Genomic DNA, 23944 nt, shown 5'->3' with positions numbered 1-23944 from the left:
AAAAGTTCATCACTTTAATAGATTGATGTATTTTTAGAAAATTGATAAAAGTCTTGCATGACTGGAAGCTTGTCAGTATAATAGAGGGACTAAATAATATATGATTGAGGGGGAAAATCGTTCATGAAAAAGTGGCTACAATTATTAATCATTGCAGCGATCAGTGTATTAGTATTGGCGGCTTGTGGCGGAGGAGACAGTTCTAGTTCTGATGCAGAGGAACCTGAAGATGCTGGAGATACAGAAGAATCGGCTGATGAAGAGGAAGCAGAAGGTGGAGAAAAATTTGTGATTGGAGCAACACAAATTCTTGAACACCCATCACTGGATGCAGCATATGAAGGGTTTCAGGACGCAATAGCAGACGCAGGCCTTGATGTAGAATTCAACTATCAAAATGCTCAAAACGACCAAAATAACGTAAAAACAATCTCAGATAACTTTGTTGCTGATAATGTCGATTTAATTTTTGCGAACTCGACACCAAGTGCATTAGGTGCTTTAAACGCAACAAACGATATTCCAATCTTATTTACATCTGTAACAGACGCAGTTGATGCGGGGTTAGTAGATGCAATGGATAAACCAGGAGACAACATTACTGGTGTCGTTGATTTACACCCAGAGTCAATTGAAAATACGGTTGAATTTATTGATAAATATTTTGAAGGTGCAACTGTAGGATTAATTTACAATGCTGGAGAGAAAAACTCAGTAACTCAGATTGAAGCAGTGAAAGCAGCTGCAGAAGGAACAAGCTTAACAATTTCGGAAAGAACAGTTGCAAACTCTTCTGAAGTACAACAGGCAGCAACAACACTTGCAGGTGATGTCGATGTCTTTTACATCATTACAGATAATACGGTAGTTTCCGCTTTAGATAGTGTTGTCGGTGTGGCAAATGATCAGCAAATTCCATTGATTGTCGGGGAGCCTGATTCATTAGAAAAAGGTGGCTTTGCTACTTTTGGAATCGATTATCATACAATTGGATACCGCACAGGTGAGATGGCTGTAGAAGTGTTAAAAGGTGAAAAGACAACGGCAGAAATCGATGTTGAATACCCACCAGCTATGCAATTATTTATAAATAAAGAAGCTGCAGAAGCTCAAGGTGTAGAGTGGAATGATGACTGGGATAATGATGCTCAGTTCCTAGGAGAAGAGTAAAAAATTCTTTCTAATCATGAAGAAATTTAGTACAATATAAAGGAAGCAGGATTGCCTGCTTCCTTCTTTACGTTATAAAATGGAACGAAAAGTTATCATAAATAAATGTACGTTTAAGAGGATGTAACACGTACTTTAATGCGTTTTGGAATGGAGGACAACATGTTTTTATCACTTTTTGGAGCTGTGGAGTCGGGCGTAATTTATGCGATTATGGCTCTCGGTGTATATTTATCATTTAGAGTGTTAGACTTTCCGGACTTAACAGTCGATGGAAGTTTTGTAACAGGAGCAGCGGTTGCAGCTGTTTCAATTATGAACGGAGTGCCGCCTTTCCTTGCAACGATTTTAGGTGCAGCGGCTGGTTTTTTCGCGGGTTGTATTACCGGTATTTTGCATACCAAAGGAAAAATTAATGCATTATTATCAGGAATATTAATGATGATTGCGCTCTATTCCATTAATTTACGCATTATGGATTCCCCCCAACTTTCATTATTGAATGAATCGACGCTAAAAACACAGTTAGCGACATTGTGGGAAAAAACAGGGATTGACAGTCTACTGAACAACGTTTTATCGGCTATTGGTATCGAACGTTTCCCATCAACTTGGGGAATTGTCATTGTTATGATTATTATTATTGTTATTATTAAAGTATTAGCCGATTATTTCCTCAAAACAGAAGTTGGACTGGCGCTCCGAGCAACTGGGGATAATCAGCGAATGATCCGAAGCTTTTCAGCTAATACCGACACTTTAATTATTGTCGGGATCGGAATTTCGAATGGACTTGTTGCTTTTTCGGGTGCATTAATCGCACAGCATGGCGGATTTGCTGATGTAGGTATGGGTATCGGCATGATTATTATTGGACTTGCATCTGTTATTATCGGGGAAGCGTTATTTGGAACAAAAACGATTTTTCGAGCCACACTTGCGGTCATCTTAGGGGCGATCGTATATCGAATAGTTGTGACGTTAGCACTGCGTGTTGAGTTTTTAGATACAGGAGATATGAAATTAATTACCGCTTTACTCGTTATTCTAGCACTGGTCGCTCCGAAAATATTACACGCACAGCGAGAAAAACAACGTCGTGAACAAAAACGGGCAGCCCTCAAAGTGGAGGATGTGAAAAATGCTTAATTTAAAACATATTTCCATTACTTTTAATGAAGGAACTCCTGACGAAAAACGGGCACTACAAGATATTAATTTGGAACTTAAAAAAGGTGAATTCGTTACCGTCATCGGTGGAAATGGGGCAGGGAAATCGACTTTAATGAACGTCATTTCTGGAAATCTTATTTCTGATCTTGGTGATATTTTGATCGACGAAAAGCGGGTCGATCATTTCCCAGAGTTTAAACGTTCCCAGTTTATTGGTCGCGTCTTTCAAGATCCGATGGCCGGAACAGCACCATCGATGACAATTGAGGAAAATTTAGCGATTGCTTATTCACGTAATAAATCACGAAAATTAAAGCTTGGTGTAACAAAACAACGACGTGATATTTTTCGTGATTATTTAAAAACGTTAAACCTAGGACTCGAAAATCGCCTTACCGCTAAAGTTGGTTTGCTCTCAGGAGGAGAAAGACAAGCGCTATCGTTATTAATGGCCACCTTTACAGAGCCAAATATTTTACTCTTAGATGAGCATACAGCAGCACTAGATCCCGCAAGAGCGGAGTTAATTACAGAGTTGACATCTGAAATTGTTGCAAAATTTGATTTGACAACATTAATGGTAACACATAATATGCAACAAGCGCTTGATATGGGGGATAGATTGATCATGATGGATGCTGGACAAATCATTTTTGATGTAAGTGGCGAGGAAAAGGCAAAGCTAACAATCGAAAATTTACTTGAGGAATTCCAGCGCATTCGTGGCAGACAACTTGCAAGCGATCAAGCTGTTCTCGGGTAAAAAGTTAAATAGTTGTAGGGAACGTACAGTGAACATAACTGTGCGTTTTTTTTCATTAGTGCTATGTTTTTAGTTTTTTGAACCCAGCATTTTTTCGTGAACCAGCATTCTTGTTTTGAACTCAGCATTTTTTTCGTGAATCCTGCATTCTTGTTCCGAACCCAGCATTTTTTTCGTGAATTCAGCATTCTTGTTCTGAACTGAGCATTTTTTTCGTGAATTCAGCATTCTTGTTTTGAACCCAGCATTCTTTTCGTGTATCCTGCATCCTTGTTCTGAACTCAGCATTTTTTTCGTGAACCCAGCATTCTTGTTTTGAACTTAGCATTTTTTTCGTGAATCCTACATTCTTGTTTTGAACTCAGCATTCTTTTCGTGTATCCTGCATTCTTGTTTTGAACCCAGCATTATACTCATGAATCACACATGCTTGTCCTGAACTCCGTATTATTCTCGGAAAATCTCCATTGCCAATTCCACTAGAATCATTTAATGAATCTAAAAAGCAAATAAGGTTTACATAATAAAAAGCGCCCAAAAAATGTTTTTGAGCGTTCGTTTCCTATTTACTTAATAATGAGAAGCACGGTGTGGTAGAGTATTTTTTCGTTCCTCATTGATTATTAATATTTACTTTAACCTGAAGCCCAGCTTCATCAAGTTCTAAAGCAGCAACCTCATAATCAGGTAATTTCGCTTGCATTTCTTCTGCAATTAATTTGCCTTTTCCATTCGGCACAAAGGAAATCATCGTTGGACCAGCTCCACTAATCACTGTTCCAAATGCGCCTAGTTTTCTAGCATGTGAACGGATTTCAAAGTAATTAGGAATTAACTTAGCCCGGTAACTTTCATGGAATAAATCACTTTCCATCATTTTTCCTGCTAATTCATAATCCCCAGTTAAAAGAGCCGAGATCATTAAATTACTTACACCACTCGCCGTTGCAGCGTCTTTCATTTGAAAGTTATCTGGTAATACTTTGCGAGCATCTTCCGTTTTAAGTTCGAAACTAGGAATGTAAACGACTAAGTCAGTATCGATTGCTGGTAACTTCTTATAACTTGCTTCTTCCCCCATCTTCACTGTAACGACAAATCCACCTAATAAACAAGCAGCAACATTATCAGGGTGGCCTTCAATTTTGACCGCATAATCGAGCTTTTGGCGTTCGGTTAAATCCAGTTTACAAAGCTGATTGGCAAGTTCAATTCCCGCCACGATAGCAGAAGCACTACTACCAAGTCCACGAGCAAGGGGAATTTCACTATCCATCAAAACATGACAAGGGGAGAGCGAACAATCATTCCAATCTGCTACTTGTTTTGCCACTTTGTAAATATAATGATCCTCGTAATTTTTAACCGATGGGATAAGTGAGTTCGTATGGTCAAAACTCCACTCTTCCGCCTTTGTTACTTGTAATGTTAAATAGCGACCTACTGCAACCCCTGCTGAATCAAATCCGGGTCCAATATTAGCAGAGCTTGCAGGCACGGATATCATAAACATCCTATTTACCTACCGTTTTTTTAATATAATCTGTTACAGCTTCCTCATCGTTTGGAAGGGAAACCGGATCAATTGTAATTTGATCGATCGCTGTTTGTGGATCTTTTAGTCCGTTTCCAGTTAATACAGCAACAACTTTACTACCAGGTGCGATGGTACCCGCTTTTACTTGTTGATAGACACCTGCAATAGAAGCACAAGAACCAGGCTCAGCAAAAATTCCTTCTTTGGCAGGGAGCGTTTTAAATGCTGCTAAAATTTCTTCGTCTGTTACAGATGTAATCATGCCACCAGATTCATCTCGGGCATTTGTCGCTAATTTCCAACTTGCAGGATTACCAATTCGAATAGCTGTTGCAACTGTTTCGGGTGCAGTAATGACCTCATCCTTCGTAATTGCTGCAGAGCCTTCCGCTTCAAAGCCGTAAATTTTAGGTAAAGAAGTTTGCTTTTGTTCTGCGTATTCTTTAAAACCTTTCCAATAGGCACTAATATTTCCTGCGTTTCCAACTGGAATAGCTAAAATATCAGGTGCTTGTCCACCAAGTTGGTCAATAATTTCAAAAGCCGCTGTTTTTTGTCCTTCCAACCGATACGGGTTGACGGAGTTTACAAGTGTAACAGGATATTTTTCACTAATATGTTGCACCATCGTCAATGCATCATCGAAGTTTCCTGCAATTTGAACAATTTCAGCTCCATACATGACAGCTTGAGCAAGTTTTCCCATCGCAACTTTACCTTCAGGAATAACAACGACAGCTTTCATGCCAGCTTTTGCCGCGTAAGCAGCCGCAGCCGCAGAGGTATTTCCAGTCGATGCACAAATCACTGATTTACTCCCTGCTTCTTTCGCCTTAGCAACTGCCATCACCATTCCCCGGTCTTTAAAGGAACCAGTCGGATTTAACCCTTCATACTTTCCGTACAATTCAATTCCTAATTCTTCCGATAAATGTGGAAAATAGATAAGAGGGGTATTCCCTTCATGTAATGTTAATGCTGGCGTATTTTCCGTCACAGGTAAAAGCCCTGCGTATTCTTTAATAAGTCCTTGCCAATTCATTGCTTATGCATCCCCTTCAACACGGAAATAACTTTCCACTGTATCAATTACTTGTAATTCATCCAATTTTTTCATTGCATTTTGGAAGTTTTCTAGTGATGTTTTATGTGTCACGACAATAATTTCTGCAAACCCTTTTTCGCTAGGTGTTTGTAAAATTCGTTCAAAGCTAATATCGAGTCGGTTAAATAAATCAGAAATGGAAGCAAAAGCACCGATTTCATCTTTTACATGTAGTCGTAAATAAAATTGACTAAAACGTTTATCAGACGGAGTCAATTCTTTTTCAAAACGAGGTTTAACAAATTTTTTCCCGTTTACTCCTAAGAGCATATTTTTAATTGCTTCAACAACGTCAGACATAACAGCAGTTGCAGTAGGTAAACTACCAGCTCCAGGACCGTAAAACATCGTTTCACCAACGGCTTCTCCATTTACGTATACAGCATTATATTCATCATTCACTGAAGCTAATGGATGACTCTTTGATAAAAATGTCGGTTGTACACTTACCTCAATTTGATTGTTATGACGGTTAGCAAAACCAATTAATTTCATCGTTAAATCTAGTTTTTTACCATACTCAATATCTGTTAATGATAGTTTTGAAATTCCTTCCACTTCGACATCTTCAAGTTCAACATTTGTAAAGAAAGATAGGCGTGCTAAAATGACCATTTTTCTGGCCGCATCTAACCCTTCTACATCTGCTGTTGGATCAGCTTCTGCAAAGCCAAGTTCTTGGGCCTTTTGTAAAGCATCTTCATAGCTTTGACCTTCTTTGGCCATTTTCGTTAAAATATAGTTTGTCGTACCGTTAACAATTCCCATCACTTGCTGAATACGATCAGAAACGAGTCCATCTGATAAACCACGTAATAATGGAATACCGCCACCAACACTTGCTTCGTAAAATAAATCACAACCATTTTGACGAGCAGTTTCTTCAAGCTCAGGGCCGTGTAGGGCGATTAAGTCTTTATTCGCTGTTACGACATGTTTTTTTGCTTGTAATGCTTCTAATATATATTTACGGGCATTTTCTACTCCGCCCATTACTTCGACAACTACATCTATATCAGGATTTGCTAGAACATCCTCGCAATTAGTTGTTAGTAAACGATGATCAATTTCAATTTGACGTGCTTTTTCAATATCACGGACGAGTACTTTTTCTACTTTCACGCCGCGTCCTAATTGATGTTGCAGCTCTTCTTGGTGATCTTCAACGATTTTAATGACACCAGAACCTACAACCCCTAATCCTAATAATCCTATTGATACATCTTTTTCCAAATCGTCACCTCATTTTATTCTCTTGAAAAAAATATTTCGAATATTTAAACTAACATGTTGAATCTTTATGCAACACTATTTATTATACCACTTTTTGCAGCTGTTTTAAATCCATATAGGATGCATATGTAAGCACAGATTTTTAGTTTACATTATCTGTTCATTAATCACTTTGTGTAATAAGTCTTTGAAGTTTTGTCGTTCTTCCTCTGTATAAGGCTTTGGTCCTTTTGTTCGATATCCACCACGTCTTGCCATGGCACTCGCATGTCTTGAGGAAAGTAATCGGTCGATATTGTCATTTGTATATTGAAACCCTTTATGATGTACAACATGACATCCTTTTCCTAAGCAAAGGGAAGCAAGACCGTAATCTTGTGTAATAACGACATCATTTTGTTTTGCTAATTTAATAATTTCAAAATCTGCCATATCTGCCCCTTTATCCACGTAAATCGTTTCTACATATGGTGGATTTTTTTCATGGGAAAAATGCGAAAAACTTTTAACAAGAACAACAGATAAATTGTATTTACCCGCAATTAAAATGACTTCTTTTTGAACAGGGGAGGCATCAGCATCAACAAAAATTTTCATTTTAAAACCCACCTTTCTCCTAAAGAAGAGGAAGTTTCATTTCATAAAATGGGTGGCTCAGGACATACAAAGCATAACCATATGTAGTCGATACTAATAGGATAATGAGCATTTGTCAAAAAAGTAAGGACAGAGATATTGACAACTTTTGATCAGATATAGTATACTACATTACAACAGTAATGCACTATGTCATTAAGTGTTGTAAGAATAAGGGAGGGGTGAATTTGATTCTAGATCATAGAAGTACAACACCTATTTATATGCAAATCGCTACATGGCTTGAAACTGAAATATTGAAAGAGCATTTCAAACAAGATGAAAAAATATATTCCCAATATCAACTAGCGGAAATGTTTCAAATAAATCCAGCCACAGCTGCAAAAGGGTTAACCTTATTAGGACAAGAAAAAGTTTTATACGATAAGCGGGGTTTAGGCAAATTCGTTTCTCCAGATGCAAAAAAAATTATTAAAAATAAACGTAAAAATGATGTCCTTGTAAAATCAATTGAAAAAATTGTCATGGAAGCAAATCATTTAGAAATAAATGAATCAGAATTACTACAAATAGTGCAACAAGTCTATCGAGAAAAAGGGGGAGAAGGAAAATGATCATCCATTGCGAAAATGTATCGAAATCGTATAATGCTTCAAAAGTGTTGGATCGTATTTCATTTCAAGTGACTGAACAGAAAATAACCGGATTAATTGGTAGGAATGGAGCGGGTAAAACAACTCTTCTAAAAATGATTGCGGGTTTTTGGCACACGTCAAGTGGAAATCTAGAAGTGTTTGGAAATGATCCTTTCAATAACTTAACTGTTTCAGCAAACACGATTTTTGTTGATGATCAAATGGCTTTTCCAGAAACATTAACACTTTGGGATTTGTTAATAGAAGCAGGGAGATTTTATCAACATTGGGATGCAGGTCTTGCAGGCCGTTTATTTGAGTATTTTCAGTTTAATAAAAAACAATTCCATCACCACTTATCAAAAGGGAAAAAGAGCACATTTAATATGATCGTTGGTTTAGCATCACGTTCCCCTTTAACCATTTTTGATGAACCTACAACAGGTATGGATAGTGCTGTACGGAAAGATTTTTACCGGGCTTTACTAAAAGACTATTTAGCTCACCCAAGGTCGATCCTCATCTCTAGTCATCATTTAAATGAAATTGAAGACTTGCTAGAGGATATTTTATTAATTGATGATGGAAACCTTGTCCTTCATACATCGATCGATGATATGCGCGAATATGCAATTGCAATTACTGGTAATTATTCGCAATTAGACGCGTGGATAAACGGGAAAGAGATTTTTCATAAAGAAAAGGTTGGCATCAATGAAATGTATGTCATCATGAAAAATGATGTACCAACGGAAGAAATAGAGCGTTATGGCTTTCACATTTCTTCTGTATCACCAAACGATCTTGCCGTTTATATGACGAATAAAACGAGAGGGGGAATTGATGATGTCTTTGATTCAAAATAAGGTGCAAAAAAATACCGTTATTCATGTCAATTTTCTCGAAGCAGTTAAAAAACAATATCACTATAAACTTCATGCGCACCACAGTATGTTTGGTACGATGATTATTATGCAAATAATTGCTGGTCTTTTAACGTTTTCTAACCAAATCTATAGTGTTAATAGCAATAATATTGATATTACTGTCCGTATTATTTCCGCAGATTTAATAATAGGTCTTACGTTTTTGTGGATTATTATTATGGCTTTCCAATTAACGACGAAGGCATCTAAAAACAAGATGGTTACATTTGTAACGAGTAAACAGACGAATCATTTAGCTAATATCCTTTTTATGATTACTTTATGTTTCATCGGCGGTTTAACAGCAAATTTATTAGGAGCTTTTGTTAAAATGGTCGTTTCAGTAATGGATCAAACAGATCCGTTCATTTATTTTGCCGGAACTTCCGTATCAGAGTTTGCGACAGGGATTCTTGCAACCATTGCTTATATGCTGCTAATAGCATCCTTTTTCTACCTAATCGGTGAAATTGTCCAAATACATTCCATATTAATCATTATTATCCCGTCTGTATTAGTTGGGTTACTCTTCATTCTTGGTGTTAATGTTGAACCAATCATTGGCTTTTATATTTTTACAAAGAGTTTATCAATCATGCTAGTTAAAACACTAGTAACTGCATTTCTATTGTTTTTTGCTGCTACATTATTTGGGAACCGATTGGAGGTTAGACGATGATCAATGTCATGACCTTCACTGTGTTGGCTATATTTGTCGTCATTATAGTTATCTTTGTTATACAAAAATTTAGTTCAAATCAGAAGTTAAATTTAACTTATAAAACAAAATATAAAGTGCTTTTTAGTTATATCGTTGTGCTACTGTTTGCGACTGTCATTTACCTCTCATTTGTTCAACCGAAAATGGCGGCGATAAAAATCGAAGAAGTCCATGCTCCAATTCTTTATGATATTGTGTATGGTGAAGACGGTCAAGTTGGGGAGCTCCCTGAACAATTTATAAAAGATGAGTGGGAAATGGAACCAATAAATCATGAAATAGAAATTGCTTTAACGTCTGGCATGTATGATGCATATTTCAGTATTCCCGTCGTTGTAGAGGAAAGAAACGATCAAAACCAGAACGTAAAAGCAATTTTATATGAAACACCAACAACATTTTTAGATCGGGATATATCAGAGCAAGTCTCATTAGCAAAACTTTCAATAGAAGGAAATCAGTTGAGTTTTTATGGGGAAGAGGAATATATTACTGTTTACTTTCGGGCGATAGATAAAGATATGACCGTGAAACAATTTTTGGCGTCGCATCCTTATGATGTGGGTAATTATTTTAACTTTGAACAAGGAGAACAAGTATTGTATTTAAGTGTGCCAAAAAAGATAAAAATAAAGGCTGATGAAGAATTTTTTGATATCATTACAAAATAAGGGGCATACTCAACTTGCCCCTTCCTCCACTCTCCTTTTGCGATGTCCGATAATATTGACAATTGCAACACTTGAAATGGCGATAAAGCCACCTGTCATAGACAGAACACTGGGTAATTCATTTAACCAAACCCAGGCAATGATGATCGCGATAGGTGGTTCTAAATAGAGCATACTAGACAAAGTGCTCACATTTCCAAGTGAAAGAGCGATTGCCCATGTGGCATAACAAAGCGCTGCCGGTACAATCCCAACATAAATGGCTGCTAAATTTCCTTCCAATGTAGCATGTTGAATATTATGAAATAGTCCAGGAAGATATATGAGCATTGGAATGGTCCCAGCCCACGTAAAATAGGCGGTTAATTCAATCGGATGATATCGTTGAAATAGCGGCTTTTGATACACAAAAAAGAATGATGTCGAAATCGTCGCGAAAAATACTAACAATAATCCTTTTGATAATGTAAAAGTAGCCCCAGTTGAACCGAGCGTTATTAAACAAATTCCGATAAATCCTGCACCTAAACCGACCCAGCCAAACCACTCCATCTTTTCCTTCAAGATAAAAATAGCTATTAATGTAGTGAAAATGGGGGCTGAGCCAACGATCATGCTTGCCGTTCCCGCCGAAACAGTTTCTTGCCCAAAGGTAACCCCTAAATGGTAAAAAGTAATGCCAATAATCCCGAGACTAAAGATTAACAAGAAATCCTTTTTCTTCGGCAATTTAAAATTTGATCGAGGATAAATAGCGTAGAGAAGAAATATTAGGGAAGCAATTAAAAATCGATACAAAACTAAATGTCCTGCAGAAAAGCCGCCAAGTAAACTAGCACGAATACCAGCAAATCCCGAAGCCCATCCAATTACCGTAATGATTGCAATAATAAATATTTTTTTGTTCATATGTAACCTCCTTGATGTTATGAAAACATATATCCTTTTGAAAATACCACACAATATATGAGAAAGACAAGCTTATTTTATTTTTCACCTTATTTTATTTAATAATGATTGCCATTTAGTAAAATATATTCGGGAACAAAGACTTCAAAATGGATTTTTATATGATAATTTATTTGAGGCAGTCACTTTTTCTGGGGGACATGATGCATCGATTATTTCGGTTTTAAATGAAGATATTGATGCAGTAAGTCATATTGATGAATCTGTCATAGAAGAGAACAAAGAGTATAAGCATGCAGATGCAATGAAAGTGATAGCAGAAACGGATGATATTCCACCGGGATCTAAAGCGGTTCAAAGTGAATTACCAGAAAGCTTTAAACAAGCGGTAGATAAAGCGTTCTATAATATGAAGGATCAACCAGAATGAAAAGAATTTTTAGAAGGCGAAAGTTACCAAGGAGGATTTATTGAAGCGACAGGTGATATGTATGGGGTTATTAGAGAAACCGCTGATGCTTTACAAATGAGTCTAGAAGAGTTACTAGAATAAAAGCATCATTTAATCCACTCCATGGGCAGATGTACATGGAGTGGTTTATTTTTATTTTCAACACATATTTATTTAGCCGAGTTTAGCATCCGAAAAAAGGATTAATGCAACGTAATATATAGTGATGGATATGTAAAGAAATTCAATCAAACGTTTGAACAAAATGCTAACCCCTTGTTTCCCTATGCTTCATTTCACGAAGGAACCTCCTCCGTTGCACTTCTTCTTACGTAGTAAAAAAACCAACCTATCACTTTACACTACATTTTTCCCCCAAGTTGAAATATCATCATGTATTCATTTTAATTACCCATTCAATATGTAAAAAGTCATTACAAAAAGACATTTCAAATAGAAACGGTGCCTATGAAAGACTAAGAATACAGCTGAAAATGAATGAACATCCATTCTAGTTGACTTTTTAACTAAGCATATAGATCTATTTCAATTTTTCTTACAATAGGCTAGCATTTTAGACAGATTGTAGTATATAATTCAACTAGATATCTTTACAAAGGATGAACAATATGGAATATGTAGTCGCAATAGATGGAGGAGGTACGAAAACGGTTGCTGTTCTTGTTGATATAAGTGGAACAATAATCGCTTCAGCAACAACAGGTGCTACGAATCCAAACGTAGTAGAACCTAATGAACTTAAAAATAGATTCAACCAATTACTTGAACAATTAAATGATCAAGCTCCTGAAGCTATGATGAAAGTCGAAAGTCTTTATGCAGGTATGTCTGGTGTAGGTCACTATCAAACTCGACTAAAGATGGAACAACTATTACAAGTCATTGTCCCTACAAATATGAAAGTTCAAGTTGAGCCCGATTCAATGAATGCGCTATATTCGGGGACATATGGCCAGCCAGGAATCGTTCAAATAGCTGGAACTGGATCCATCTGTTATGGAATAAATGCAGAAGGGGAGGAACACCGTGTAGGTGGATGGGGTTATTTATTCGGTGATGAAGGTAGTGGTTATGATATTGGTAGACGTGGGATTATGGCTGTTTTGAAAAGTGAAGATGGTAGAGCAGAACCGACCATATTAACCGACCTTTTATTATCCTATTTTCAAGTAACAAATGGTAGAAATCTAATTGAAAAAATATATCATGCTAAACAACCGAAAGAAAAGGTTTCTCCACTATCAAAGATTATTTTCCAAGCATATAAACGAAATGATTTAGTAGCCGAACAGATTATACACGATGTCGTTGAAGAAATATGCCATGCTCTTGTGACCGTTTATCGACGATTATTTAACGAAGAACAAGTTCAAGCAGTATTATGCGGTGGAGTATTTACAGATAGGGAAGTTTTACCATCATTAATCCAAAAGCAACTAGAAGATCGCTATCCTATAACAACTAGTTTACCGAAAATGCCTCCAATCGGAGGGTCTGTCATTAAAGCATTGTCCCAGCAACAATTGAATTTGGATAATAAGATCATTGATCAATTAATTCAATCATTCAACAATAAATCACAATAGGAAAAGGTGAGAAATATGTCACATATTAAAGGTGGATTAATCGTTTTAAAGGAAATGATTCATAGCCTACCGCCATCAGAGAAAAAAATTGCAAAATACATTTTGGAAAATCCAAAAGAGGCAATCTTACTAACTTCCATGACATTAGGCGAAAAAAGTGAAACGAGTAGTGCGGCAGTAATGCGTTTATGTAAATCCCTTGGTTTTTCTGGATTTCAAGAATTAAAAATTCGGGTTGCCGGCGATTTACAAAGTGACCCAGAAGATGTTGGCTACCGAGACATAGAACCGAATGAAAGTTATTCAAATATAATTGAAAAAGTAACATCGAATACGATTCAAACGATCAAAGAAACAGCTGACATTACAAGTGTGTCAGAAATGAAAAATGCCGTAAAAGCGTTAATTAATGCGAAGTCAATTGTATTTATTGGCTTTGGAGCATCGACTATCGCAGCACAAGATGCAGAACAAAAGTTTACCCGAATTGATAAAAATGCGGTATTTTATCCTGATATTCATTTAGCAGCAACAGCCATTGCGACAAAAGGGAAAGAGGATGTCGTAGTCGGAATATCTTTTTCGGGACATACAGAAGAAGTAGTAAAACTTCTAAAATTAGCCAAAAGTAAACAAGTAAAAACAATAAGCATTACTAAATATGGTCATTCTCCAGTCACGAATATTGCTGATATTAATTTATATACATCTACTTCCAAAGAGGCGACATTTCGAAGCGGGGCAACATCTTCTCGGATTGCTCAATTGCATATTATTGATATTTTATTTATGTGCTTAGCGTCAGAAGATTATGAAGATACGATTAAATATTTGGATGAAACGAGAGAGGCTATTTCTTTTTTAAATGGAAAAACAACGAAGAAAAATTGATATTGTTCTACGAAAACAATATTTTTTTATAATGAATGAAATAATATTTCTATAAATATTATATTTTATTGACAAAAAAAATCAAAAATATTATAATAAACGACAAAATAAGTAGCTTTTTTTAGAAGTTATTTCAAATTGGTCCGTATATTTTTTTGGAATCAATGAAAAGGCTTTCGCGCGACATCTAATTAAAAGTGAGTTCTATATCTAGGTATTTTAAGAAATATGAATAGAGTGAGTGATTGAATATGTATAGTACATATATTGAAAAATTAATAAACCAAAATAAGATGCCGGCAGCTGTATTATTAATTCAAAAGGATGGTGAAATGAAGTTTTTAAAAAGTTATGGTTCTTTTAAAGATAATAATAATAAAGATATCAACGTATTTACCGATACGTTGTTTGACCTGGCAAGCCTAACGAAAGTAATAGCAACACTCCCATCTATATTATTATTACATGAAGAAAAAGAATTAAGTATAGATGACAAGGTTGAAAAGTATATAGAGAATTTCCAATATTCGAATGTACGTATAAGACATTTATTACAACATACATCAGGGTTACCAGCAGACTTACCTTACAAAAATAGAAATGACCAAAGGGATGTTATATCAGATATTATTCAAACGAAATTAATTCATGACCCCGGATCGAAAGTGAACTATAGTGATGTAGGAATGATTTTGTTAGGAAGGATAATAGAAAAAATATCTGGGATGGGACTAGACCGTTTTACACAGAAATATCTATTTGATCCATGGAAAATGAAAAATACACAGTATCGACCTAGTCCTGATAAGTTAAACCAGATTGCTGCAACTGAAATGTTTGAAGGAGAATATATCCACGGAGAGGTACACGATGAAAAAGCTTACCAACTTGGCGGTGTATGTGGAAGTGCTGGATTGTTTTCTACTGCAAAAGATGTATCCGCATTTGCGAATTACTGGTTATATCCTGAGAGCCAATCTGTTTTATCAAAGGAAACAATGCGCTTAGCGGTGGAAAACATAGTAGGAAATCGCGGGTTAGGATTTGAGGTTTTAAATGACACTGAAAAAGAGCTGACCTGCGGTAAACGATGGTCAAGAGGATCATTTGGGCATACTGGCTTTACTGGAACAAGTGTGTGGATAGATCCCATTGAAAAGTTATCAGTAGTGTTGCTTACAAATATTGTTCATTTTGGAAGAGACCATCAAATGCGAAAATTCAGAAAGGAACTCCACACAATGATATATCGTGAATTCGTGAAAAAGTAAAGCACAAATTTGGAAATAAATGAATCGTACGTAATAAGGTAAAATACACTCTTTACTTTATTGTAGGAATGAGGGAAGGAACAACGAATGAAAAAAATGTTAACAGAAATGAGAAATACAGAATCGAACAATTTACACCAAAACTCGATACAGGAAATAATTCATCTGATCAATGAACAGGATAAAAAAGTACCTTACGTTGTTGAAAAAGCATTACCTCAAATAGAGAAGGCCATTGAAGTCATGGTGAAAGCAATCGAAGCAGGTAGTCATGTCGTCTACTTTGGTGCTGGAACTAGTGGAAGACTAGGAGTTTTAGATGCGTCTGAATGTCCACCTACCTTTGGCGTATCACCGGAATTAATCAAAGGAGTGATAGCGGGAGGGGATAAAGCATTACGTGAGGCGATTGAAAATGCCGAAGATAGTCCAGAATTAGGTATGCAAGATGTGCAGAAGTATGTAAAGTCGGGAGATGTTGTTATAGGTATTGCTTCGAGTGGAAGAACACCGTATGTTTTAGGAGCAATTCGAGAAGCAAAACAACTTGGTGCCAAGACAGTCGGAATTTCTTGTAATGAAAATACTGAATTATCTAAGGTGGTAGATGTGCCGATTGAACTTCCAGTAGGTGCAGAAGTGGTGACAGGATCTACTCGTTTAAAAGCAGGTACTGCACAAAAAATGGTTTTAAATATGTTATCCACTGTAACAATGATTAAAACGGGAAAAGTATATGAAAATTTGATGATCAATCTTCAAGCAACAAATGAAAAATTAAGAAAGCGTGCAGTTTCTATTATTACAGAATTAACAGGTGTAGATATAGAGACAGCCCAGAAGGCAAATGAAAAGGCTAATGGAGATACTCAAATAGCTATTTTGATACTAATGTTTGGTACGGAAGTGGAAGAAACAAGAGCTATAATGGAAAAACATCGAGGAAACTTTGTGAAGGCATTGAATGAATTGAACAAAGCTTAATTTTTCAAAAATGGAATATCTACTAATTGAATTTGTTAAATGACAATGAATCTATGTCCTATTTTATTATTTCACATGATGAAGGTGGTGATCATACTAAAGGTTAATAGAAGTACATAACTTATCTAAAAATCTATTGGGGGAATTACAAATGAAAAGGATTTGGATGTTATTAATAACATTAGTTGTAATTGGAGTACTAGGTGCATGTAGTGAGAAACAATCGAAAGATGGGACATCAACGGAAGGAACATCATCAGATAGCGGGGATCTTACTGGTGAAATTGTATTTAACACGATGGAGTTAAGTCCCACTTTTGATGATTACATTAACGGAATGATTGAAGCATTTGAAGAGGAATATCCAGGAGCGAAAGTAAAGTGGGAAGATGTACCAGCTAAAGAAATTGAAAGAAAAACATTAACAGAAGCTTCGGCTGGTAATATGTCGGATGTTGTAAACTTAAATCCAAGATTTACGAAGAAGTTAGCTGGTGTTGATGCATTATTAAATATGGATGAAGCAGCAGACTTTAAAGATAGATACCCAGAAGGACTTTGGACCTCGGGGGCTGTTGATGGTACTGTCTATGCTGTACCTTGGTATTTCACTTCTGGTGGAATTTTATATAACACTGAAATTTTAGAAGAAGTAGGAATAGAAAATCCTCCTACGACTGTGGATGAAGCATGGGAGATGTCAGAAAAAATCTATGATAAAACTGGTGCAATTGCGGGTGGTTATACAACGACAGCATGGCAAGACTTATGGATTTTATTCCCTACCATGGGTATTGACTTAATTGCTGAAGATGGATCTTCAGCGGCATTTAATACCCCTGAAGCAGTCGAATTGTTAAAAGAGCGAAAAGAATACTTTGATAAAGGATTAATTCCTGAAGACCTCTTGCTCGATGGTAGTTTAGCAAAAGAATGGTATGTGGAAGGAAAGTTAGCGTGGTGGGTTTCTGGGCCACAGCTCTACAGACAAGTTAACGATTTATCTCCTGAAATGTATGAAAAGTCAGCAGCAGCTCCAGGTATAGTAGGAAGTGAAGGAACATTGTATTCTGCTATTCAAAACTTGGTCGTATCTAATCAAAGTGAAAACAAAGAATTAGCTGTTGAATTTGTTGAATTTATTACTAATGTAGATAATCAGTTAGAGTTCTCAAAGTTAGTACCAATTTTACCTGGGAACAAAGAAGCTGCTGATAATGAGCTTTTCCAATCAGGTGAAGATTCAGATGACCCAGAAGAAAAAGGATTATACTATTCTGCAATTGATATTGAAAAAGCAATCGATATGTCACCACCTATCGCAGAAGCGAACCAAATTAATGAAATTTTAAACGAAACGTATGTTGAAGTGTTGATTAATGATAAAGACCCACAAGAGGCTTTAAATGATGCTGAGAAACAAGTTAATGATTTACTAAAAGAATAAGTATGGATTCCAATATATAAAGGGTCAGAAAATTTTCTGACCCTTCCTATAGTTTTTCAAAGATGAAATTTCAACAGCATTCTAAAAATATGCAAAATAGTTGAACGATAGAAAAAACTACTTTCAATGTACTTATCAATATTACTACATATTTATATGTATTCGTTGAAAGTGAGAAAGTAATGAGGCTAGGACATAACTGTAACGACAAAATCTAAAGACGAACAATGCATAACCTTAGCGAAGTATATTTCCAGAGCGGGTTGCATGCAGCTACCATTGTTCGGACTTTTCTTTGGTGAAAACACTTTTGTCCCAGCCTCCTCTTTAAAAAACGTAACATGAAAAAGTAGGAAATTGTTAATCTTTGATTAGCCGTCGTTCATAAAGGAGAGAAAAAAATGATATATAAAACAAGACATGCTTGGGCTTTTCTCTTACCAGCAATCATTCTATTAATGGTATTTAGTATCATTCCCATTATATGGGTAATCTATTTAGGGTTTACAAGTTATAATGTCTTTCAACCAGCACAGTGGGTAGGCTTAGAAAATTATCAAACATTGTTAAGTGATGATAAGTTTTGGCATGCATTAAAAAATACAATGTTTTATTGGATACTTGTGACACCTGCTATCACAATTGTCTCGTTATTATTGGCAGTTTTAGTAAATCAACAGTTAAAAGGCATTAAATTATATCGATTGGCATTTTATTTTCCTGTATTAGTTTCGGTAGTTGTTACAGCGTTACTTTGGAAGTGGATGTTTGCAACAGATGGTATCTTTAATTACTTTTTTGAATTAATTGGAATAGGGTCAATAAAGTGGCTTACAAGTCCAAGTATGGCAATGATTAGTGTTGCTATTGTTACAGTTTGGCAAGGAATGGGATATTATATGCTGATCTATTTAGCAGGCTTGCAATCTGTTCCGCAAGAATTATATGAAGCAGCAGAAATGGATGGAGCAGGATTTTGGAGAAAACAGTGGAATATTACAATACCTTCCCTTCGACCAGTCATTCTTTTTGTAAGTATTATTTCTACAATGGGTGCATTTAAAGAATTTGCCTTGATGATGGTAATGACTGAAGGGGGACCTGTTAATTCGACAACAACGCTCGTTTATTTAATATTTAAAGAAGCGTTTGAAAACATTAATATGGGATATGCAAGTGCAATTGCTACGATCCTATTTTTAGTTATTTTAATCATTTCTATCGTTAATTTAAAAATACAAGACACCAAAGATGCATAATAAAAACTTAGGAGGATAATACATGTCAAGTAACGATAAAAAACGAAGATTCAGTTTTAGCAGCTATCATTTTAAGAGAAAAGCTGTATTGTATATTATTTTAACGGCTATTGCACTTTTAACAGTTATTCCTTTTATCTGGACATTGTCCACGGCATTAAAAGGACCGAATGAAGCAGTATTTTCGATGCCGCCAAACTTTATCCCAAAAGATTTTACTTTAGATAACTTTATAGAAGTATGGCAAACACTACCAATACCCCTCTACTTTTGGAACAGCCTGATCATTACCTTTTGGGGAATGATTTTACCAATCTTGTTAGCGACACTTGCTGGATTTCCGTTAGCTAGAATGAACTTTAAGGGGAAAAATATTATTTTTATTATTATTATCGCGACAATGATGGTGCCCGCTGAAGCTACAATGATTCCCATTTATTTAATTTTAAATAAAATTGGATTATTAGGTACATTTACGGGAGTTGTCTTACCAATTGCAGTGAATGCTTTTGGAATATTTTTAATGAGGCAAGCATTTTTAAATATCCCTAGGGAGATTGAGGAGTCTGCAATTATTGATGGAGCGAATGTATTTCAAATATGGTGGAAAATTTTATTACCAATGGTGAAACCAATGATTGCCACATTAGGAATCTTAAGTTTCATAGGTGCATGGAATAGTTTTCTATGGCCGCTTATTGTTTTACGTGATGAATCCATGCATCCATTAACACTTGGATTATATAAATTAGATGGTGCATTTGAAGCAAGTACACGTGCAGTTGCAACAGGTTCTATTATTGCATTAGTCCCAGTGATTATTATTTTCTTACTGTTACAAAGGCATTTTATCAACAGTGCTACATCTGGTTCAATTAAAGGATAGAGTTTATTACAATAAGCAAGATAACAGCTATGAAAAGGGGGTACAATATTGAAACTTGGATTAGAAGTTTTTTTGGAAAAGCATGCTGCGCTTTATCGTGGGAAAAAGATCGGATTGCTAACTAATGTAACTGGGGTAAATAAACAATTAGTTTCTTCTATTGATTTATTTTATGAACATAAAGAGATCAATTTGACCACTCTATTTAGCCCGGAACATGGTTTACGTGGAGATGTGAAGGAAGGAAAATGGATCGATTCAACGATAGATCCATACACAAGATTACCGGTATTTAGTTTATACAATAAAGAAAAGAAACCAAACACCGAAATGTTAGCTAATGTTGACGTTGTTTTTTGCGATTTACAAGATATAGGATCAAGATATTATACGTTTATTTATTCGATTGCAAATATGCTAAAAGTTTGTCGAGCACAAGGAAAACAGGTTGTTGTTTTAGATCGTCCAAACCCAATTAATGGATTAGAGGTGGAAGGAAATATCGTTCAAGATGGCTTTACTTCATTTGTAGGAGAATATCCCGTTGCAATGCGCCATGGACTTACTATTGGGGAGATCATTACTTTATTTAATGAAGAGTATGCTATCCATTGTGATTTGAAAGTCATCCAAATGGAAGGATGGAGAAGAGAAAGATATTTTGATGAAACTGAATTATTGTGGGTTTCTCCTACACCAAATACAACAAACGTAGAGATGTGTCTTCTTTATCCGGGAACATGTTTAATTGAAGGTACAAATCTTTCTGAAGGAAGGGGGACAACGAAACCATTTGAAATAGTCGGTGCACCATTTATGAATGGTCATAAATTAGCAAAGGAAATGAACTCAAGAAATTTAACTGGTGTCATTTTTCGTCCAACTAATTTTCGCCCATCTATTTCAAAGTTTGCAGGTGAACTATGTGAAGGGGTGCAAATACATATTATAGACAGAAAAAATGTTCGTCCAGTACTAATTGGAGTTACATTATTATCTGTAATATTTACATTATATCCTCGACAAGCTTCTTTCATTAGAAGCTCCGACTTTAATAATCGATACTTTTTAGATCTACTTGCAGGTACGGACGAACTTAGGAAACAATTATTAATGAATGACATACAACCTTTTATCGATCGGATAAAACAAGATCAAGAAACATTTGAAAAAACAAGAAATAAATACTTGTTCTATTCATAGAATAGTAGAAAAGGAAGAAAAGTAACCTAAGGAAACGTTAAGAATCAGTAGATATATAAGGTATTACTAAGTTAATTGATATGACAATCATGTATTTATACCTAATGACGCAAGAACTCAAAAAAATCATGCCAGAAGTTATTAAAATAGTAGTAGTTTCGCCATATTAGATCGTTGTACAGAAAAGTAAATGACAAGATTAAAAATTGAATAATATTTTAATGGATCAATGCATGAATAGTTTCAACTAATTACCTGATAACAAAGATTATTTATTAGATATCTTTATTCGTCAATTTCATACAAGCCAATTCCAAGAATAAATCCGAACATAACACATTGGAAAAATCTTAATATTCGGGTACTTTAGCTAACGCCTAAGGCTTCCACTCCAGGTAATCGACTTCTGGTCGGGAAAAGCGCTCACGTCCTAGCGCTGTGCATTTGCTCGTCCCATCGAAGCCTTTTGGGACTGTGCTAAATGCTCGTACCATCAAAATCTTTACACTTGCGATTACTCGGTGCAATAAACATGGTGCGTCGCAGGAGGAAAGGTGCAGGTAGGACTAGAAGGGCTTTAGTCTGACGAAGATTTAACGGTGCTCGCTAAAAAGCGACCATCTAGAGTGGGAACCAATAACTAATCTTTGTTGTTCGGATAGTTAACGGACATATTGAATGATGAAATTGATTCGTAGATCTGAAATTTTAGATACAAAACAATGATAAATCAAAAATGACCAAATAAACGAAGAAACACCACTTTATGATTATATTTTGGATTAGGAGGTATGACAATGAGTCCAATAATAGGAGTTGTTCCATCTATTGATGAAGATAAAGGACAATATTTTATCAATGAAGATAATGTGAAGTCACTAAGTGAAGCTGGTGGAATTCCAATTTTATTACCGTACTTTAAAAATGAAAGTACGGCAGATGAACTGGTAGAAAGGATTGATGGTCTTTATTTAACTGGTGGGAATGATATTAATCCATTTCTTTTTGGAGAAGAACCACATCAAAAGTTAGGTGTAGTAAATCAGCAACGTGATGAATTTGAAATGATTCTAGTTCAAAAAGTACTACAGAAAAACAAACCAGTTTTGGGAGTTTGTAAAGGATGCCAAATAATTAATGTAGCATTAGGTGGTAGTGTTTACCAAGATATATATGATCAAATTGATAGCACATTGTTGCAACATCATCAACAAGCTTATGATGGTTATCCGTCTCACTTTGTCCATGTAACGGAAGAGAGCTTATTGTCCAAAATAGTAGGTTCAAGTGAAATAAAAGTGAATAGTCGTCATCATCAGGCCATTAAGCGATTAGGTAATTCGCTCGTTCAAAGCGGTACCGCAAATGATGGGATCATCGAAGCGATTGAGGGCAAAGATTACCGTTATGTTTTAGGCGTTCAATGGCATCCGGAAAATATGGCTATGCAAGGGGATGACACATCCAAGAAAATATTCGACTCCTTTATCGAAGCATGTAGCGGTATTTCGAGTGAGGCAAAGAACTAAAGGGGGAAAAGGTTTGAAAATTATTGATGCACATTGTGATGCTTTGTACAAATTACAACTAGCAAATAGAAGTAAAAAATTACAACAGCTTGATTATAATCACTCACCTAAATTAGATACTAATCTAGAGCGATTGAAAACAGGAAAAGTATTTGTGCAGTTTTATGCTATTTTTATATATCCTGATGTTTCTTCTGACGAGATTTGGAAATATGCATTAGAACAAATAGAATTATTCCACACAGAAATTCTAGGGAAAAATCCTGAAATGAAACAGATAAAGAACTGGGAAGATATCGATCATTTACAAACCGGAGAGATTGGAGCTGTACTTACACTAGAAGGTGCTGATGCTTTTGGGAATGACGTAAATAAATTAAGGCGTCTTTATCAAGAAGGAGTACTATCTATAGGGTTGACATGGAATCATGCAAATTTATGTGCAGATGGGGTTGGTGAACCACGTGGTGGTGGATTAACAATGTTAGGTAAAGAAGTAGTGATTTTAAATAATGAGCACCATGTGTTTACAGATGTTTCCCATCTTTCTGTGAAAAGTTTTTGGGAGGTTATGGAACTTGCGGATTACCCAATTGCATCCCATTCTAATGTGAGAGAACTTTGTGATCATCCAAGAAATCTCTATGATGATCAAATTAAAAAAATGTTTGAAAAAGATGGTTTGATCCATGTTGTGTTTAATCCTCCATTTGTCCGAGCTGATAGAGACGATGTAAAGATCCCTCATTTAATTGAACATATTGATTATCTATGTTCATTAGGTGGTGTGAAAAATATTGGGTTTGGCTCAGATTTTGATGGAATTGATCAATTTATTCATGGCTTAGAAGATGCATCAAAATATCAACAGCTCATTACAGAATTGTTAAAGTATTATTCAGAAGAAGAGGTAAGAGGTTTTTCCTATCAAAACTTTTTGGATCATCGTCCAACAAGATTGCCTTAGGGGGGAAGC

23 protein-coding genes are annotated in these 23944 nt (G+C 35.7%); 18 read left to right on the top strand and 5 right to left on the bottom strand.

Going from position 1 to position 23944, the window contains the following annotated elements; translation table 11 throughout:
• Window positions 1-123: 123 nt before the first annotated feature.
• From DFR56_RS13910 to DFR56_RS13900, 3 genes are all read left to right on the top strand, one after another.
• Complete coding sequence (locus tag DFR56_RS13910) at window positions 124-1170, top strand: ABC transporter substrate-binding protein (protein WP_110396051.1); 1047 nt, start codon at window positions 124-126, stop codon at window positions 1168-1170.
• A gap of 162 nt (window positions 1171-1332) precedes the next feature.
• Window positions 1333-2319, top strand: a complete 987-nt coding sequence (locus DFR56_RS13905; protein WP_110396050.1) for an ABC transporter permease — start codon at window positions 1333-1335, stop codon at window positions 2317-2319.
• On the top strand, window positions 2312-3106 hold the full coding sequence (locus DFR56_RS13900; RefSeq protein ID WP_110396049.1) for an ABC transporter ATP-binding protein: 795 nt from the start codon (window positions 2312-2314) through the stop codon (window positions 3104-3106). The genes DFR56_RS13905 and DFR56_RS13900 overlap by 8 nt, the downstream gene beginning before the upstream one ends.
• A 613-nt stretch (window positions 3107-3719) precedes the next feature.
• On the opposite strand, the gene thrB is transcribed toward DFR56_RS13900, so the two are convergent.
• The 4 genes from thrB to DFR56_RS13875 form a co-directional block, all read right to left on the bottom strand.
• A complete protein-coding gene (gene thrB / locus DFR56_RS13890) occupies window positions 3720-4619 on the bottom strand; it encodes a homoserine kinase (protein ID WP_110396047.1) in 900 nt (299 codons plus the stop codon).
• Between the two features lies 1 nt (window position 4620).
• Entirely contained in the window at window positions 4621-5685 is a 1065-nt protein-coding gene (gene thrC, locus DFR56_RS13885; protein ID WP_110396046.1) for a threonine synthase, read from the bottom strand.
• 3 nt (window positions 5686-5688) lie between these two features.
• Window positions 5689-6981 (bottom strand): homoserine dehydrogenase, encoded by a 1293-nt coding sequence (locus tag DFR56_RS13880; protein ID WP_110396045.1) that lies wholly within the window; start codon window positions 6979-6981, stop codon window positions 5689-5691.
• Window positions 6982-7128: 147 nt separating this feature from the next.
• Window positions 7129-7578 carry a YaiI/YqxD family protein gene (locus tag DFR56_RS13875; RefSeq protein WP_110396044.1) on the bottom strand — a complete coding sequence of 150 codons (450 nt, stop codon included), beginning with the start codon at window positions 7576-7578 and terminating at the stop codon, window positions 7129-7131.
• A gap of 227 nt (window positions 7579-7805) precedes the next feature.
• Between DFR56_RS13875 and DFR56_RS13870 the strand changes: the two genes are divergently transcribed.
• The 4 genes from DFR56_RS13870 to DFR56_RS13855 are packed head-to-tail and all read left to right on the top strand — an operon-like array spanning window position 7806 to window position 10531.
• Window positions 7806-8192 carry a GntR family transcriptional regulator gene (locus DFR56_RS13870; protein ID WP_110396043.1) on the top strand — a complete coding sequence of 129 codons (387 nt, stop codon included), beginning with the start codon at window positions 7806-7808 and terminating at the stop codon, window positions 8190-8192.
• Window positions 8189-9079, top strand: coding sequence for an ATP-binding cassette domain-containing protein (locus DFR56_RS13865; RefSeq protein ID WP_110396042.1), 891 nt, complete (start codon window positions 8189-8191; stop codon window positions 9077-9079). Before DFR56_RS13870 ends, DFR56_RS13865 begins: the two co-directional genes overlap by 4 nt.
• Window positions 9060-9818 carry a hypothetical protein gene (locus DFR56_RS13860; protein ID WP_110396041.1) on the top strand — a complete coding sequence of 253 codons (759 nt, stop codon included), beginning with the start codon at window positions 9060-9062 and terminating at the stop codon, window positions 9816-9818. Before DFR56_RS13865 ends, DFR56_RS13860 begins: the two co-directional genes overlap by 20 nt.
• The gene (locus DFR56_RS13855) at window positions 9815-10531 is read left to right on the top strand and encodes a hypothetical protein (protein ID WP_110396040.1); all 717 of its coding nucleotides are present in this window, start codon (window positions 9815-9817) and stop codon (window positions 10529-10531) included. Before DFR56_RS13860 ends, DFR56_RS13855 begins: the two co-directional genes overlap by 4 nt.
• A 9-nt stretch (window positions 10532-10540) precedes the next feature.
• Here DFR56_RS13855 and DFR56_RS13850 read toward each other — a convergent pair whose 3' ends face one another.
• Window positions 10541-11440, bottom strand: a complete 900-nt coding sequence (locus DFR56_RS13850) for a DMT family transporter (RefSeq protein ID WP_110396039.1) — start codon at window positions 11438-11440, stop codon at window positions 10541-10543.
• Window positions 11441-11519: 79 nt separating this feature from the next.
• Between DFR56_RS13850 and DFR56_RS13845 the strand changes: the two genes are divergently transcribed.
• The 11 genes from DFR56_RS13845 (at window position 11520) to DFR56_RS13795 (ending at window position 23935) form a co-directional block, all read left to right on the top strand.
• On the top strand, window positions 11520-11870 hold the full coding sequence (locus DFR56_RS13845; RefSeq protein ID WP_110396038.1) for a PhnD/SsuA/transferrin family substrate-binding protein: 351 nt from the start codon (window positions 11520-11522) through the stop codon (window positions 11868-11870).
• A 650-nt stretch (window positions 11871-12520) separates the two neighbouring features.
• On the top strand, window positions 12521-13498 hold the full coding sequence (locus DFR56_RS13840) for an N-acetylglucosamine kinase (RefSeq protein ID WP_110396037.1): 978 nt from the start codon (window positions 12521-12523) through the stop codon (window positions 13496-13498).
• A gap of 15 nt (window positions 13499-13513) precedes the next feature.
• Window positions 13514-14389 (top strand): MurR/RpiR family transcriptional regulator, encoded by an 876-nt coding sequence (locus DFR56_RS13835; RefSeq protein ID WP_110396036.1) that lies wholly within the window; start codon window positions 13514-13516, stop codon window positions 14387-14389.
• 251 nt (window positions 14390-14640) lie between these two features.
• Window positions 14641-15660 carry a serine hydrolase domain-containing protein gene (locus tag DFR56_RS13830; RefSeq protein WP_110396151.1) on the top strand — a complete coding sequence of 340 codons (1020 nt, stop codon included), beginning with the start codon at window positions 14641-14643 and terminating at the stop codon, window positions 15658-15660.
• Window positions 15661-15747: 87 nt separating this feature from the next.
• On the top strand, window positions 15748-16644 hold the full coding sequence (gene murQ / locus DFR56_RS13825) for an N-acetylmuramic acid 6-phosphate etherase (RefSeq protein WP_110396035.1): 897 nt from the start codon (window positions 15748-15750) through the stop codon (window positions 16642-16644).
• 151 nt (window positions 16645-16795) lie between these two features.
• Window positions 16796-18091, top strand: a complete 1296-nt coding sequence (locus tag DFR56_RS13820; RefSeq protein WP_110396034.1) for an ABC transporter substrate-binding protein — start codon at window positions 16796-16798, stop codon at window positions 18089-18091.
• A gap of 401 nt (window positions 18092-18492) precedes the next feature.
• Window positions 18493-19350, top strand: coding sequence for a carbohydrate ABC transporter permease (locus DFR56_RS13815; RefSeq protein WP_242694820.1), 858 nt, complete (start codon window positions 18493-18495; stop codon window positions 19348-19350).
• Window positions 19351-19372: 22 nt separating this feature from the next.
• Window positions 19373-20236, top strand: a complete 864-nt coding sequence (locus DFR56_RS13810) for a carbohydrate ABC transporter permease (RefSeq protein WP_110396033.1) — start codon at window positions 19373-19375, stop codon at window positions 20234-20236.
• Window positions 20237-20284: 48 nt separating this feature from the next.
• Window positions 20285-21439: an exo-beta-N-acetylmuramidase NamZ family protein gene (locus DFR56_RS13805; protein WP_211320638.1), complete on the top strand. Its 1155-nt coding sequence runs from the start codon at window positions 20285-20287 to the stop codon at window positions 21437-21439.
• Window positions 21440-22236: 797 nt separating this feature from the next.
• On the top strand, window positions 22237-22968 hold the full coding sequence (locus tag DFR56_RS13800) for a gamma-glutamyl-gamma-aminobutyrate hydrolase family protein (RefSeq protein ID WP_110396031.1): 732 nt from the start codon (window positions 22237-22239) through the stop codon (window positions 22966-22968).
• Window positions 22969-22981: 13 nt separating this feature from the next.
• Complete coding sequence (locus DFR56_RS13795; protein ID WP_110396030.1) at window positions 22982-23935, top strand: dipeptidase; 954 nt, start codon at window positions 22982-22984, stop codon at window positions 23933-23935.
• Window positions 23936-23944 lie beyond the last annotated feature (9 nt).

It is taken from the genome of Pseudogracilibacillus auburnensis (assembly GCF_003201975.1).
Lineage (GTDB): Bacteria > Bacillota > Bacilli > Bacillales > Amphibacillaceae > Pseudogracilibacillus > Pseudogracilibacillus auburnensis.
Note: the sequence above shows the minus strand (reverse complement) of the source record. Positions and strands in the feature narration are given on the sequence as shown.

Coding starts and splice junctions, on each gene's coding strand:
- DFR56_RS13910 (WP_110396051.1), top strand. CDS start 124: ATGAAAAAGTGGCTACAATTATTAATCATTGCAGCGATCAGTGTATTA.
- DFR56_RS13905 (WP_110396050.1), top strand. CDS start 1,333: ATGTTTTTATCACTTTTTGGAGCTGTGGAGTCGGGCGTAATTTATGCG.
- DFR56_RS13900 (WP_110396049.1), top strand. CDS start 2,312: ATGCTTAATTTAAAACATATTTCCATTACTTTTAATGAAGGAACTCCT.
- thrB (WP_110396047.1), bottom strand. CDS start 4,619: ATGTTTATGATATCCGTGCCTGCAAGCTCTGCTAATATTGGACCCGGA.
- thrC (WP_110396046.1), bottom strand. CDS start 5,685: ATGAATTGGCAAGGACTTATTAAAGAATACGCAGGGCTTTTACCTGTG.
- DFR56_RS13875 (WP_110396044.1), bottom strand. CDS start 7,578: ATGAAAATTTTTGTTGATGCTGATGCCTCCCCTGTTCAAAAAGAAGTC.
- DFR56_RS13865 (WP_110396042.1), top strand. CDS start 8,189: ATGATCATCCATTGCGAAAATGTATCGAAATCGTATAATGCTTCAAAA.
- DFR56_RS13860 (WP_110396041.1), top strand. CDS start 9,060: ATGTCTTTGATTCAAAATAAGGTGCAAAAAAATACCGTTATTCATGTC.
- DFR56_RS13855 (WP_110396040.1), top strand. CDS start 9,815: ATGATCAATGTCATGACCTTCACTGTGTTGGCTATATTTGTCGTCATT.
- DFR56_RS13850 (WP_110396039.1), bottom strand. CDS start 11,440: ATGAACAAAAAAATATTTATTATTGCAATCATTACGGTAATTGGATGG.
- DFR56_RS13840 (WP_110396037.1), top strand. CDS start 12,521: ATGGAATATGTAGTCGCAATAGATGGAGGAGGTACGAAAACGGTTGCT.
- DFR56_RS13835 (WP_110396036.1), top strand. CDS start 13,514: ATGTCACATATTAAAGGTGGATTAATCGTTTTAAAGGAAATGATTCAT.
- DFR56_RS13830 (WP_110396151.1), top strand. CDS start 14,641: ATGTATAGTACATATATTGAAAAATTAATAAACCAAAATAAGATGCCG.
- murQ (WP_110396035.1), top strand. CDS start 15,748: ATGAAAAAAATGTTAACAGAAATGAGAAATACAGAATCGAACAATTTA.
- DFR56_RS13820 (WP_110396034.1), top strand. CDS start 16,796: ATGAAAAGGATTTGGATGTTATTAATAACATTAGTTGTAATTGGAGTA.
- DFR56_RS13815 (WP_242694820.1), top strand. CDS start 18,493: ATGATATATAAAACAAGACATGCTTGGGCTTTTCTCTTACCAGCAATC.
- DFR56_RS13810 (WP_110396033.1), top strand. CDS start 19,373: ATGTCAAGTAACGATAAAAAACGAAGATTCAGTTTTAGCAGCTATCAT.
- DFR56_RS13800 (WP_110396031.1), top strand. CDS start 22,237: ATGAGTCCAATAATAGGAGTTGTTCCATCTATTGATGAAGATAAAGGA.